This is a genomic window from Virgibacillus sp. LDC1, from assembly GCF_025792345.1.
Taxonomy (GTDB): Bacteria; Bacillota; Bacilli; order Paenibacillales; family Paenibacillaceae; genus Paenibacillus_AQ; species Paenibacillus_AQ lautus.
Genome location: NZ_JAOXLZ010000005.1, coordinates 23,996 through 38,201, shown reverse-complemented (window position 1 = coordinate 38,201; position 14,206 = coordinate 23,996). Strand labels below are relative to the sequence as shown.

At 51.1% G+C, this 14,206-nt stretch carries 14 protein-coding genes and 1 riboswitch; of the genes, 1 reads left to right on the top strand and 13 read right to left on the bottom strand.

Features of this window, described 5'->3' with window-relative positions; translation table 11 throughout:
* Positions 1–2: 2 nt before the first annotated feature.
* Together purK and purE are read right to left on the bottom strand one after the other, a co-directional pair.
* Positions 3–1,190 carry a 5-(carboxyamino)imidazole ribonucleotide synthase gene (purK, locus tag OHJ21_RS24890; RefSeq protein WP_326116259.1) on the bottom strand — a complete coding sequence of 396 codons (1,188 nt, stop codon included), beginning with the start codon at positions 1,188–1,190 and terminating at the stop codon, positions 3–5.
* Entirely contained in the window at positions 1,187–1,672 is a 486-nt protein-coding gene (gene purE, locus OHJ21_RS24885) for a 5-(carboxyamino)imidazole ribonucleotide mutase (protein ID WP_009592351.1), read from the bottom strand. The genes purK and purE overlap by 4 nt, the downstream gene beginning before the upstream one ends.
* A 195-nt stretch (positions 1,673–1,867) precedes the next feature.
* Positions 1,868–1,969, bottom strand: a riboswitch (purine riboswitch).
* Positions 1,970–2,551: 582 nt separating this feature from the next.
* Here purE and OHJ21_RS24880 point away from each other — a divergent pair.
* Positions 2,552–3,163 (top strand): histidine phosphatase family protein, encoded by a 612-nt coding sequence (locus tag OHJ21_RS24880; RefSeq protein ID WP_486021426.1) that lies wholly within the window; start codon positions 2,552–2,554, stop codon positions 3,161–3,163.
* A gap of 53 nt (positions 3,164–3,216) precedes the next feature.
* On the opposite strand, the gene OHJ21_RS24875 is transcribed toward OHJ21_RS24880, so the two are convergent.
* From OHJ21_RS24875 to OHJ21_RS24825, 11 genes are all read right to left on the bottom strand, one after another.
* Positions 3,217–3,495, bottom strand: coding sequence for a hypothetical protein (locus OHJ21_RS24875; RefSeq protein WP_326116261.1), 279 nt, complete (start codon positions 3,493–3,495; stop codon positions 3,217–3,219).
* Positions 3,496–3,698: 203 nt separating this feature from the next.
* Positions 3,699–4,133 carry a universal stress protein gene (locus OHJ21_RS24870; protein ID WP_326097959.1) on the bottom strand — a complete coding sequence of 145 codons (435 nt, stop codon included), beginning with the start codon at positions 4,131–4,133 and terminating at the stop codon, positions 3,699–3,701.
* Between the two features lie 120 nt (positions 4,134–4,253).
* Positions 4,254–4,517: a DUF1294 domain-containing protein gene (locus OHJ21_RS24865; RefSeq protein WP_100540290.1), complete on the bottom strand. Its 264-nt coding sequence runs from the start codon at positions 4,515–4,517 to the stop codon at positions 4,254–4,256.
* A 233-nt stretch (positions 4,518–4,750) separates the two neighbouring features.
* Positions 4,751–4,888: a hypothetical protein gene (locus OHJ21_RS24860; RefSeq protein ID WP_012819087.1), complete on the bottom strand. Its 138-nt coding sequence runs from the start codon at positions 4,886–4,888 to the stop codon at positions 4,751–4,753.
* A gap of 102 nt (positions 4,889–4,990) precedes the next feature.
* Positions 4,991–7,126 carry a DNA topoisomerase III gene (locus OHJ21_RS24855; protein ID WP_326117459.1) on the bottom strand — a complete coding sequence of 712 codons (2,136 nt, stop codon included), beginning with the start codon at positions 7,124–7,126 and terminating at the stop codon, positions 4,991–4,993.
* Positions 7,127–7,188: 62 nt separating this feature from the next.
* Complete coding sequence (locus OHJ21_RS24850; RefSeq protein ID WP_486021425.1) at positions 7,189–8,355, bottom strand: bis-aminopropyl spermidine synthase family protein; 1,167 nt, start codon at positions 8,353–8,355, stop codon at positions 7,189–7,191.
* Positions 8,356–8,714: 359 nt separating this feature from the next.
* Positions 8,715–9,140 carry a GNAT family N-acetyltransferase gene (locus tag OHJ21_RS24845; RefSeq protein ID WP_326116266.1) on the bottom strand — a complete coding sequence of 142 codons (426 nt, stop codon included), beginning with the start codon at positions 9,138–9,140 and terminating at the stop codon, positions 8,715–8,717.
* Between the two features lie 26 nt (positions 9,141–9,166).
* Complete coding sequence (locus OHJ21_RS24840; protein ID WP_326117462.1) at positions 9,167–9,820, bottom strand: sigma-70 family RNA polymerase sigma factor; 654 nt, start codon at positions 9,818–9,820, stop codon at positions 9,167–9,169.
* A 258-nt stretch (positions 9,821–10,078) separates the two neighbouring features.
* Positions 10,079–10,900, bottom strand: coding sequence for an MBL fold metallo-hydrolase (locus tag OHJ21_RS24835; RefSeq protein ID WP_100540280.1), 822 nt, complete (start codon positions 10,898–10,900; stop codon positions 10,079–10,081).
* 86 nt (positions 10,901–10,986) lie between these two features.
* The gene (locus OHJ21_RS24830) at positions 10,987–12,915 is read right to left on the bottom strand and encodes an ABC transporter permease (protein WP_326116269.1); all 1,929 of its coding nucleotides are present in this window, start codon (positions 12,913–12,915) and stop codon (positions 10,987–10,989) included.
* Positions 12,890–13,660, bottom strand: coding sequence for an ABC transporter ATP-binding protein (locus tag OHJ21_RS24825; protein ID WP_100540278.1), 771 nt, complete (start codon positions 13,658–13,660; stop codon positions 12,890–12,892). Before OHJ21_RS24825 ends, OHJ21_RS24830 begins: the two co-directional genes overlap by 26 nt.
* Between the last annotated feature and the right edge of the window lie 546 nt (positions 13,661–14,206).

The window sequence follows — 14,206 nt, the reverse complement described above, 5'->3', positions numbered from 1 at the left end:
GTTTAATCCTGCCTCCAAATATTCATTTTCTCTACCCATTCGAGCGCTGCATCGACATCCCCGCACAAGAGGTTGATATGTCCCATCTTGCGGTTGACCTTCGATTCGCTCTTGCCGTATAGATGAAGCTTAGGCACAACGCCGAGAGATTCTGCAAGCGCGTCGTGCTCTCCAAAACGCCGTACTGCTTCCTCCAGATGCTGCCCCAGGAGGTTCACCATGACGACCGGGCTCAGCAGCGTTGTGTCCCCGAGCGGCAGATCGCATATCGCTCTCACATGCTGCTCGAATTGGGAGGTTGAGCATGCTTCCATCGTATAGTGACCCGAGTTATGCGGACGAGGGGCAAGCTCGTTCACGAACAGCTCCCCGTCCTCGGTCACAAACATCTCGACAGCCAGCAGGCCAACGGCTCCCAAGCCTTCAGCCACGCGTTCTGCGAGCTGACATGCTTTGCGCTTTACTTCGCTCGTCACACGAGCAGGTACAATCGACAAGTGCAAAATATTGTTGACATGCACATTCTCTGCCGGAGGGAAGCTCTTCACGATGCCGCTGGGCGTACGCGCCGCGATCACGGAGATCTCGCACGCGAACTTTACAAACTTCTCCAATACCAGCTCTGTCCCGCTGGCGGCCAGCTCTTTGTAGGCTGATTCCAGCTCGTCTTCGCTGCGGAGAACGGCTTGCCCTTTACCATCATAACCTCCCATGGCGGTCTTAAGCACGCACGGAAGTCCAAGTTCAGAGGCGGCAGACCGTAAATCTTCCAAGCTTGTTATTTCACGATACGGCGCAACCGGTACACCGGCCGCTTCGATCGCGGCCTTCTCGCGCAAGCGATGCTGTGTGGTGTACAGCAGCTTGCTTCCTTGCGGAACATAAGACTGCTCCTCCAGAAGCTGGGCCACGCCTGCATCGACATTTTCAAATTCGTACGTAATGACATCGGCTTTCGCCGCGAGCTGCCGGGCAGCCTCCACATCGTCATAACGAGCTGTAACCTGCTCGGCCATCTGGCCAAGCGGGGAGTTCGGCGTCGGATCGAGGGTGACAAACGAATATCCCATCCGGATTCCGTCCAGCGCGATCATTCGTCCGAGCTGGCCGCCGCCAAGTACGCCAATGACGGAACCAGGCAGTAGCTTTTTGCCAGAGACCTTCGTCTGCTGTGCTCCGTTCTTCATCATAGGTTATCGCTGCTTTCCAGCACTTCATCCCGGATACGGTCACGGCGAGCTTGCACTCTTTCCCGAATCCCGGCATCCGAAGTGCCCAAAATCTGGGCTGCGAGCAATCCGGCGTTCGTGGCTCCCGCCTTGCCGATCGCTACGGTTGCTACCGGAATGCCCCCTGGCATCTGCACGATCGACAGCAATGAGTCCAGCCCCTTCAGCGCTTTCGATTTAACCGGAACGCCAATGACCGGCAATACCGTCTTCGAAGCGACCATTCCGGGCAAGTGAGCGGCTCCGCCGGCTCCGGCGATAATGACGCGAAGCCCGCGGCCTTCCGCTTCCTCGGCATAACGGAACATCAGGTCCGGTGTCCGGTGAGCGGATACGACTTTTTTCTCATAAGGAATTTCAAGCTCGTCTAGCACCTGGCATGCATGGGACATCGTATCCCAATCTGATTGGCTTCCCATAATGACTCCTACTTGTGCTGTCATGAGTTACCCCCGCTTTCTTCGAAATTCGACAATCGTATGGTTAACTGCTGAAAAAAAAGTCCGATCCCGTAAACACAAAGTCTGTGCAGGTCTCGGACATACAAGGATTACGAACGCTGCTGCCTGCGTCAAGCAGAAGAGTCTTGCGCATCCGCCGCCAAAGAGGCAACCCTGAAACCAAGCCCCGTCGTAGCCGCACCGTTTGTATTCCCTCGTAGTCCGAAAATTTACGGTTTCCGGGTAGAGACTTCCGGGCCATATCCCCGGCTTTATACGAGAAATATTAAATTTCATCAATCACGCTTCATAAGTTATTTTGAACCTTAACATCCTCAGTTTATCAATTTCTGACACCTAATGTCAACCTAAACACGAACAATCGGATTTACACAAAAAATAATGTTCGTATCTAGGGAGTAAGCATGCAGCAGCAAAAACTTCCTGAAGTTTGCGGGCTTTATAAAAGGTGTGGGCAACGGTCGGACATGAAAGGCCGTGAGCAGTACATGAGGAGCATAGTCCGCGCTGCGCTGACGCATCGTGATTCCGATCGCTGTTAAACACGGGAAACTGGATTGAACCATATAGGGTTGTTTCCCGCGTTTAAAGGCGAAAGCTTGCGCTTCTCCATCCACGATTCGTCCGCTCCGCTAGAGAATATTCAACGAGATTTTTTGCTGCTGCATAGAGGGTAAGGGAAAAGTATTATCGCAGAATAAAATAAGGCATATTCTGCTCTTTCATTGTGGTTACTTACAAGGAAGATAAAAGCGAATGTCGAATTCTTAACAACCGTCACTAATATTAAATACGACAAAACATCTAACCCGACATTTATATTTGAATGCCGCAAACAGAATCTATTCTTAGGAGGAACCCATGGCTATCTATCTCGTAAGGCATGGTCAAGATGAAGAAGGGTACCGCGGAGGTTGGAGCCAGCGGGGACTCATAGAGGAAGGAATCAGGCAAGCGGAGAAGCTGGGGAAGTACTTAGATCAACATCGTCATGATTTTAATATCCATCGAATCGTATGCAGCGATTTGCAGAGAGCCGATCAGACTGCCGCCATCATTGCCGATAAGCTTGGCCTCCCATTCCAAGCTTTTGAGGATTGGAGGGAGATGAATAACGGTCTGCTCGCTGGAATACCTCACTCTTTAGCAGAGGAGAGGTATCCAGGATTATATTTTTCAAGCTTACGGATGGACGAAAAATACCCTGGCGGTGAAAGCCCCCAAGAGAATTTTATGCGGATTAAGGAAACCTTCACGAGTTTATGCCAGGATCAGCTTGCGGTTAACGATCATGAGAACGTATTGGTCGTCACTCACGGGGGAGTTATCAATATCATTTATCATCTCATTAAGGATATGGCTTGGAGCAATAAGAATCCGTTCTTCCCGGCGGCGAACACCGGGCTGTTCAAGATCGAATACCGCGGCGGATGCTGGGAACTTACCCTGGAGAATGCAACACCTCATCTATAACCGAAAGAAACCTGCCTTTTCCATCACGCCCTGTTCTCTGAAAAAAGCATAGTCTACTGCTCGCCATACTTGATTGCATCTACATATTGCTTGGCTTCAACCAAAGATAATCCTAATTCTTCCCTTACGATTTTAATCGCTTTAATATCCTGTCCATCCGTCAGCAGCTGTCTGACTTGAGCATGAACCGGCGGCTCGGGTATTCCTAGTTGGTTTGCAATTTGATTTAACGTGTTCTGCTGCTGTTTCATTCGCTTCTCCATTGCCGTCATTCGGCTGGAGACCATAAGACCGGCCAGAACAACCAAGACCATAAGAAGAATAATTTCCATATAAACCTCCTCTAACTTTAAAGCACCTACCCTCCTAACGGACCGCTGCTAAAAGAAAAACGTCGATCGACGTACTTTCTCTAAGGCAGACCGTTTTTAGCGGAAGTTTATCTTGCGAGATAAGAATGGGGAGCCTCTGACGTTTATCATTTCTCATCTCTTAAAAAAAGGGACGCCTCAGCGTCCCACTATCCCAACAAACTTTATTTTACGACCAGTACCGGAATTTTTGCATGCTGCACCACGTTATGGCTGACACTGCCTAGTACAAACTCGCGGATGCCGCCAAGACCCCGGCTGCCGATGACAATAAGATCACTGCCATTCTGATTCGCGTACTCCAGAATGACTTCAGCCGGAGGACCCTGGATCATCTCCACCTGCCCGGTGACGCCTGACTTCTCAATCCGCTCGCGGATTTCTTCTGTCGTCTGCACGGCAAGATCGTAGACATCTTTATTTAGTGAAGCTGGAATCGGGGCAAGCCCTTCCCCAACGAAGAAACGCGGAAAATCGTAAGCATGAATGACATCCAGCGTAGCTCCCGGCGTTACTTTGGCAAGTTCAACCGCACGTCCGAGCGCTTTGTTCGCTGCTTTGGAGCCGTCGTAAGCTAGAAGAATTTTAGTAAAAAGCATACAGGCCACCTCTTTCTATAATGAAAAGACCTACTACTTATTATTAAACAACTTCATACCGATATGAAACGAGCTTGCTGACTTGCTGCGATGTTCCTATGTAGTTCAGATTAAACAGACTTATCCCCAGAAGTACGTGTATAGCGCGACATTCACGACTAACAACAGCGGCACTCCCAGTTTAAATGATAAATGCCTCGTTTTATGACGTTTGCGGTACATGGCAATCCATACACCCAAGGCCCCGCCAATGGCAGCCAGCAGAAACAGCGTTCTCTCCGGAACGCGATCCCGTCCCAACCGGGCACGCCGCTTATCCTCGGACATGACCAGATAGGCTACCGCATTGATAAAAATAAACCAAACGATCAGTGCAGGTCTCACGTTGGTTCACGCACCCCCATTCCAACTGATCGATCTTGCCCAATCAGCCATTCGCTTTACGTTCTACCGCTATTATAAAACCGCAGGCTAATGAAGACAATGCCGGCTAAATAATCTTAGCCATGACCAAGCCATCTATGAATGCCATTATTAGGACACGGCCGAGATCATAAATCCAACGGACCCGTGTCCGGCATAATGACAACCAGATCATGCTCAACCACTACGAAAACTTATGATTCATTCTTGGATATTTCATTCAGGCTTGGAACATAGTCTGCAGCCTTTTTCGGTTTGAGGGTCTTGCTCTCCTCAAGAATGCTTGATTTGTTCTGCTGGTTTTCGGTTTTTCTTGCTTTATGATTCGGCATGCAAATCACCCCCTGTCCGTAGAATGAGCTATTGCACCCGAGGTTATGCTAACAACGGCAAGAAAAACGCATTTCAAGCCTTGGGAGATGCACCATTGCAGACTATTCCTTCCCCTTCTGCTCAAGGGCCGCCTTCAACAGGTCGCCCAGGTTCGAGCCGATCGACTCCGGCTTGCTGTATTGCTGCACGAGCTTCCGCTCCTCGCGTTTGTTCACATGCTTGGCGTCCTTCTTCAGCGTTTCCGTAATGCCGCAGCCAAGGCACTGCACGAACAGCCCCGCCTTGCCTTCTTTCATCTCCATCTTCTTGTGGCACTGCGGGCAGCGGCGGTTGGACAGACGCTTCTCGCCTGAACGCTTGTATCCGCAATCGTCGCTCGGACATACTAGCAGCTTGCCGCGCTTGGTCTTCTTCTCAAGCAGCCTGGTGCCGCAATCCGGACAGTGGCTGTTTGAAACATTATGCGGTTTGTACTCCGCATCGCTTCCCTTTACATCCGTGACCAGCTTCTTGGTCATGTCCCGTATTCCGCGCAAGAACGGCTCCGGCTTGCCCTGCCCCTTTGCGATCCGTTCGAGCTCGGCCTCCCAACGCGCCGTGAGCTCCGGTGTTCTTAGCTCTGGAGCGACAAGCTCAATCAGTTGCTTGCCTTTGCCTGTCGGATGGAGGGTTTGCCCCTGCCGTTCGATCGTGTCCGAGCTAACCAGCTTCTCGATGATATCAGCCCGGGTCGCGGGGGTTCCAAGCCCGTGCTTCTCCATCTGGGAGAGCAGCGCCGCTTCGTTATAACGCTTCGGCGGCTGGGTACGTCCCGGTTTCAGCACGCAGCGGACCACCTTCACCGACTCTCCTTCTCGCAGCTCCGGCAGGAGCTTGCCTGAAGACTGGCCCTGAACATCGTCCTGCTCGTCATCAGCGTCATCATCATAATCGCCGCCGTATACCTCGCGCCATCCGCTGTCCTTGATCGTAGTCCCTTTCGCGTAGAGCTGCTCCCCCTCAATCTGAACGGTAACCGATACGTTATCGTAGCGGGCAGGAGGATAGAACAAGCTGATGAACCGGCGTACGATAAGATCGTACAGCTTGCGTTCATCGACAGACAGCTGATTCAGCAGCACGGTTTGTTCGGTTGGAATGATGGCATGGTGATCCGTAACCTTGCTGTCATCCACGACCCGTTTGCCTGGCGATAAATTTTTGCGCAGCAGCGGGCGGGCAATGGACGCATACGGTCCGATCGCAATGCTCGACAGTCTCTCCTTCAACGTTCCGACCATATCGGATGTCAGGTAACGGCTGTCCGTACGCGGATAGGTGACCAGCTTATGCTGCTCATACAGGCGCTGCAGCACATTCGAGGTCTGCTTGGCCGAGAATCCGAATCGACGGTTGGCATCCCGCTGCAGTTCGGTCAAATCGTATGCCAGCGGATGCGGTTCAGTTTTCTCGCTCTTTTTCACGCTGACGATTTTTCCGGTGCTGCCCTCCAGCTTCTGCTTCAGCTTGGCCGCCTTATCCTTCTCGAATAAACGACCGTCTCCGCCGGACGGACGCCACGATACCTCAAAGCTCCCCAGATCCGCCTGCAGCGTCTCATACTCCTGGGAGCGGAAATTCACGATCTCCTTCTCCCGGTCCATAATCATCCCGAGCGTTGGCGTCTGAACCCGGCCCGCCGACAGCTGTGCATTAAATTTGGTCGTCAGCGCACGCGTCACATTCAGTCCAACCATCCAATCCGCTTCCGCCCGGCAGCGTGCGGACTCATACAGCCGGTCGAACTGCTGCCCCGGCTTGAGTGATGCAAAACCTTCCTTGATCGCCTTATCCGTCTGGGAAGAAATCCACAGCCGCTTGAACGGCTTGTTCCACTTCGCCATTTTCAGGATCCAGCGCGCCAGCAGTTCTCCTTCACGGGCGGCATCGGTGGCAATAATCATCTCGCCGACGTCCGCGCGCTTCATCAGATGCTGAACCGTCTTGAACTGGTGGCTTGTTTCCTTCAGCACCTTAAGCCTTGTGTTATCCGGCAGGATCGGCAAATCCTCTAGAACCCAAGTCTGGTACTTCTTATCATAGTCCTCGGGTTCGGCAAGTCCTACCAAATGTCCAAGCGCCCAGGTCACAATATATTTCGGTCCTTCAAAATAATTCTTCTGCTTCTCCCGGCTGCCCATTACTCTCGCAATTTCCTTCGCAACGGACGGCTTCTCAGCCAATACTAATACTTTCATAGCCCTCTCCTTCCTCTGTTCCCCTATTATAACCTCCCCTCGATTGTTTCCACAAAGATAAGTCAGATCGTTTTCTTAGCCAGCCATGTGAACGTAGGATTGGCACATACCGGACAGCCCTGCTTCTTCAAATCCTCAATCGTGGAAAAATCACCCTGCACGCCCACCTGCAGCTCGCCCTGACATTGGATGCATCTGTAGGTTCGAAGCGTGCGCCTAACCTCGCCTGTGTAGAGCTCATCCTCGAAAGTGTCCGTCAAATGCGGCACCGTAAATTCCGTCGTTGTCAGCACGATCATCTGACTGCTATTGCCGATCATCTGCGCTCCTATATATTGATTGAAATGAAGCAGGACCTGTTTTACCGACAAACCCATACGGACGAATTCGCGCTGCATGGACCATGTGAAATCGGGAGATTTGTGGGCGAAGGAGAGAAAGATGGGGCATCCCTTCTCGCGTTTCAACGCGCTAATCCCTCTGGATAAGAACAGAGTCAGCCCTGGGAGCGTGTACGGCGGATCCGTGAAAAAGCAGTCATATTGCCCGTCCCAGCCCTCAGGCAAAGGCTGCCTGAGATCGATATGCCTGCATGTAACCGATAAGCCTTCTTTTGCAGCCGCATGCTGGATAAACCGGAGGAATCGCTCATCGATATCCATTACGGTAATGTTGGCTCTCTGGTCCTCTGCGTTCGGGAACAGCCGTTTAAGCAGCAGACCCAGCGAGATGCTCACGAGGTCGTCATCGCCCACGCACAGGATGTTTTTCCCGATCAGGCTGTGCTCCCTCAGAGACAGAATCGCCCTCTTTAAACTCGTCTCTACCGTGCACTGGGATTGGTCGATCTGTACATCGACTTGGGGACGCAGCTCCAGAATCTCGGTAAGTCTTGCGAGCACATCCGACAGCTCAGTGCGCCAATCGGTGTCGCCGGCTAGTAGCTTTTGATACAAATCTATATCGATTCCTCCGTATCCCAGCTGTTGTTCGACATAGAGCTTCCCGGCAGAGGTGCAGCGCACCCCCCGCTCTTGAATGAGAGCCCCTGCCTTGATGAGCTCCTTCTTGATCGCCGCAGCGACCGGAACCGGTAGATACGTATGACGTGCCAGCTCTTTGGTTGATATACCGGGCCGCATATAACTCGCTACCAGCAGCTGTTCGATCACCTGGACGCCCTCCTGCAGAGAAACCTTGGTTTTCACTTCTTCTATATAATGGATCATGTGATTCACGCTCTTTTCCTGAGATATGGTGTTGCCATTGCCCCTGGAAAAGAACACACGTGACCCCCATACGTGCTGCGGCCATGAAAAAAGGACAGAAGTCTATGAACCATCGTCCACCTTCTGTCCCCCGAGCGGGAAGCCGTGCTCAGGGCACGGCTGTACAGTCAATATATAAGGGATGGCTGTTGTGTTCTTAACCAGGTGGACTCAAACCCATCGCGCCATGACAAATAAACCTCACATAAAGTGGGTTTTTGCCGCAAAAAGCACAAGCCAGAGTCCTATACAATTTGGTTAGTTAAGAACACGCACCGACATCAAGACAGCTCCCTTATTTTCGATATGAATCCTGCCGACTAAAACCTGTTGGCCATAAAAATAATATCCTTCTTCACTTCAAAACCGTGTTTCCGATAAAAATTCTCCGCGGGAAGATCCTTTTCCGTAAGCAGCACCATGCAATGAATGTGAACCGAGCTTAGGTATGCCTTCATTCCATTCATTAATGCCGAGCCTAATCCGCTGCCCTGCCAACCGGTATCGATATAATACTCCTGGATATGGTATTCCTTACCGCTATACCAGCTCTTCGTATGACCAAAAGAAGCCCCCAGGATCTTACCATCCTGTTCGATAACAAACCCCAGGAATACCGGATTGTCCATAAATTCTGCGAGGTATTGCTGCACATGCTGTACAGAGTCCCACTGGTCGTACCAGGGTTCGCCGCTAAAAACCTTGAGCATCAGCTCGGAGCATGCTTCAAGATCGGATTTGTCCATCAATCTGACATTCGCATTCGTTCCCATTAAGCCGCAACACCCCATGATCTGTAAATGATATCGTAATCCCCGACAAACCTAGCCGTCCGGATCGTTATTATGATAGGAGCAAAGTCATTCCGACTCGACTCCTTACCTACTATCGGGTCATGGCTCACGTTCCTTTCCGTGGAGGGATCCAATCTTTCCGCCAAAATAGCGCGCGCCCGGTACAGCCGGGATTTCACCGTTCCTTCCGGTATCCCTACGATCTTGGCGATATGGCTAATCGGCATATCCCGGTAATAGTGAAGCTGAATAACCCTGCGTAAATCCTCTTCCAGATAAGTCACGGCCTCGTTAAGTTCGATCGCTTCATACGGCAGTGCATCGGCACCCCCATCCGTAGGATCAACCTTGCGCAGCCGCTGCTGGGAGCGCAGCAGTTGCAGGCATTCATGAATGAGAATACGGGACAGCCATGTTTTGAAATAAGCAGGCTCTTTCAAGGTAGGGATAGCGATGAAGGATTTATAAATCGCTTCCTGTACCGCATCCGCGCAATCCTCTTCCCGCTTCAGATACAATCGGGCTAGTCCATACAAATTACGCTCGCAAGCGTGGATCAGCCGGCTAAAGGCTTCCCGATCCCCACGCTTGGCAAGCTGAACATCGCACTCTATATTGGATTTCTTGTTCAAGTTGGGAGACCTCCTTTGCAACACTTCCTTGGCCTTACATAAGTTAGATGCCTGAGAACGTGCTCAGGTTCACGTCAGTTCATTATTTTTTTAAAAGCTGGTGTTACAATTACCTTCATCTTCGCACATTTCCGCTAATCATTTCCATATTGAATATTTATCATATTAAAAAACACCGCAAGGTCATCGCCCTCACGGTGTCTCGTTCAGCCTATAAATCGTTCATATCATGAATTGCATGATTAGATCCGTTCTCATTCAATTCGTACCCTTATCCACATATCGTCCTTGTTCGGGAACGGCCAAACGGTCAAAGTCCCGGGCCAACCGCGCAAGCGAAGCCGTTAGCTCTTCGCCGCGCATGGAGACCCCGTGCCCCGTGACCAGAATTCCGGGATTCAGGCTTGCCAGGCGGCGAACCGATTCACGCGCCAGATCCCAGTCCGGGGTAAAATACATCGGCGGCCCGTGCAGCTCCTTCTCCTGCCCGATGACGGCAAGCGCTGACTCTTGCTTCACCGTAATAACCGCGTCTCCGGCCACAAGGACTCGATCCCGTTCACGAAAAAGGGAGATATGGCCTGGGCTATGACCCGGTGTCGGGATCCATTTGAATTCAGGAAGACCCGGCACGCTGCCGTCCTCCGGCAGAGGTTGTATCCTTGCGCCCAGATCGATGGCTTTGTTCGGATACATTGGGGCAACGCGGGCCATCAATCCGCCGCCTACGCTTGGATCTCCCGGTGGATAGTCTTCCTTTCCCGTGAGGTACGGCAGCTCATCCCGATGAGCATAGACGGGGACGTTCCAGCGATCGGCCAACTCCTTTACATTGCCCACATGGTCGAAATGGCCGTGTGTAAGCACGATGCAAACCGGCGGCTTTCCGAATCTTTTCTCAGCTTCTTCTACAATGGAGCCTTCGAAATTTCCGAGTCCCGTATCAATCAGTACCCAGTCTCCGGTTCCCGGCGTACCGACCATCTGGATGTTCACCATGACGGTACGCAAGGATAGAATATCCGGCGTAATCTCCTCGGGCTCTACTGCACCCGTCTTTAACATGCTGTGGTCATTCATTATGGAATCGCCCCCATTTCTCGTTGTAAGTGCTTCTTGTAATAACATACCCGTTTTGGCACTTTTCAACGAAGAAACGGTGATTTTTACTGAATGATTTTGTTGAGACGCTCCAGATAACGCCAGCGAGTAATAAAGAAATAAATGATCTGTATGCTCAGGAAGAATATGAAAATCTTCAAACTGTGCCCTACGATCGAGAAGTCTACCAGCTGCTGCAGGGCTACGAAGGCAACGCCGCTGTGAATAAGTGCAATCAGCATCGGCAGAAAGAACATAATGACAAGCTGCTTGGTAATGATGGTGCCAAGCTCTTTTTTGCTGAGACCGACCTTGGCTATCATGCGATACTGCTGTTCATCCCGGGCAAGATCCGCGTATAGCCGGAAATAAACAAAGCTTGCCGCGAAGGTGAAAAACACGATGCCGACCAAGCCGCTCACCATAAGCAGGATCCCGTTCTGCTGCTGGGCGCTTTTCCAATCCAAATACAATGATTTTAGATAATAGCTGTAGTCTTCATTCTCCTTGAGACGATCCAAAATCGCTCTAGACACATCCCCTGTATTCTTCCAATCCTGTACGTAATACGTATGGTATGCCGCATAACCGTACTCCTGATCCTGTTGTGCCTGGAACGCATCCTCGTACAAACGGTCGGATACGACCAGCGTCTCGCCGTAGGTTGCCGGTACAGCAATGAACGTTTCAGCTTTGAGCACTTTTACGGTTTCCGATTTCTTGCCGATTAATACTTCGAACTGATCATTCAAGGGACCATCAATTCGGTAGCTGTTCTTCTCCGTTACCGTTCCCGGAGTCAAGATCCCTTCAAGATCGCTCAATGTTTCTGCCGGGTAACCCAGCGACTGAATGAGACTGTTATATTCGCTCAGCTTAATCAGCTTCACCCCGTTATCCGAGAAAATCGGGGTAACCTCCGCTTCCTTGTAATCGAATCCGCTCTTTCTGAGCTCCTCCCTGATGATATCCAGATGTCGATTCCCTCTGTCCGCATCCTCTTCATACATGGAATACGTAAAGGCATAAGGGTTCTCCATGGCCGACAGTCCCGGATCCCCGATCGCGAGCGTGGTACCGATCCCGGTAAAGGCAGATGCCGAAATGACCGATACGAGGAAGAACATCACCGCATTGTCCTTGATTCTGTACAGCAGCTCCGATATCGTCAGCAGATTGGTTCGACGGAAGAAAAATCGTTCCTTCTTCTGCAAGTACCGCATGAAGAACACGCTGAACTGGGTGAACAGAAAATACGTGCCGATGATGACGAATACAACGCCCCCAAGCAGCAGAAACAGATTGAAAATTTGAAGAATCGCAAAAACCATAACCATGCCGTATCCGGCACCAATCAACAGCACAGCCAGAACCGCCAGCCAAGGCGATGCTTTCGGCTGCGGCTTGGGGCTTTCCTCTGCTTTCACGAGCGCAAGCAGCGTACCCTTCCGCAGCATGAACGAGGAGAACAGCGCAATCAGCAGGAACAAAACGGCATAAGCCGCTGCCGTGATGATCAGCGATTGGAGCGGAAAATAAAACGGAAGTCCGGTATCCACAGCCAGCAGCTTGGCGCTGATTAACAGAATCAGCTTGGAGAACAGCATGCCCGTCCCAATCCCGGCAACGATCGCCGCAACGCCAATCAATATATTTTCGATAAACAGCATCCGGTTCAATTGCTTGCGGGACATGCCGAGAATCAGCAGAATGCCGAACTCCTTTTTCCGGACCTTGATGAAAGCCCCCACCGAATACAGCAGGAAGAAGAATGAAAAAACAAACACAATGTACTGGGATACCGTCATGCCCATCGTTCCCAGCATGGACATGGTACCGCTGGAGGAGACCAGGCCGTCCTTCAGCTGCGGGTGAAACGACAGCAGCCCGTAAGTAAAGAAAATCATGACGGAGAAGGCACTGCTCAGGAAATGGGCAATATACGTGCGCTTGCTGCGCAGGACATTGTTAATGGCGAACTGGCGAAAATTCATGTCCCGAACCTCCCAGCAGCGATAACACATTGATGATTTTTTGATAGAAGGCCGATTGGCTCTCACCGTACGTGATTTCGTTGTACAACTGTCCGTCCTTGATAAACACCACCCGATTGCAGTAGCTTGCGGCAACCGGATCATGGGTGACCAGCAGCATCGTCACGTTGTCTTCCTTGTTTCTCCGGTCCATAATTTCCATGACGTCGCGCGCCGATTTGGAGTCCAGGTTCCCCGTCGGTTCATCGGCCAGAACCAGCTTCGGTACGTGGATCATAGCCCGTGCTACTGCTGTCCGCTGCGCCTGTCCCCCCGATATTTCATACGTTCGCTTGTCCAGAATGGATGTGATGCCCAGCTTCTCTGCCAATATACCGACCCGGCGGTTCATCTCATCCAGATCCACGCCGTCCAGCGCCAAGGGCAGCAGGATGTTCTCCTTGACTGTCAGCGTATTCAGCAGGTTGAAGGACTGAAAGACAAATCCAAGCTCACGGCGGCGGAACATGGCCAGTTTATCCTGGGATAAACGGAACGGATCTTCCCCGCCGATGGTGATCTCCCCGGATGTGGGACGGTCGATGGTGGATATCATGTTAAGCAGCGTCGTTTTTCCGCTGCCGGAAGGCCCCATAATGCCAACGAATTCCCCTTCGTTGATGCTCAAATTGATATTCGAAAGCGCCTCGTGGGACACCGCGGCCTTATAGACCTTTCCCAGATTGCGCACGTTTAGAATTTCCATCTTGTAAACCTCACCTTCGTTATTTCGATCTTGTAAGGTTAGTGTATAGCATCCCCGGAGCTTCTCCTATCGATCACTCTTTCACCAATCTTACATCGGTGTAAGATTCATGCGCTAATGACAAATCTACAGCTGGATTACGCTAAGGCGATCTGAATGCGTCTTGTACGTTTCTCTAGGACGCTTCGAGTATGTCACTTATGCGCTTCTCTAGACTGCTTTCGATTACGTAACTTCTGTGCTTCTTTAGACCGCTCCAAGTACGTAACGTTCCTACGCTCGCCGTCGCCCCCAAATTTTCTGAACGATTACACTGTGGTGAAAATTCGGGTGCAAAGGCGACCGCTTCGCTTCTTCGGAATCGTTTCGTCCTCTTTCGCTGGTGTGTGCCGATACCTACACATGATTTAAAACAAAAGAAAGAACCTTATCTCAGGGCTTCATGATGATTTCAATAACCATCGTTTATCCGAGATAAGGTGCTATCATAAAGTATTTATGTGGATTACTGTAACGCTCCATAATCTAAGAATGACTTAAATATGG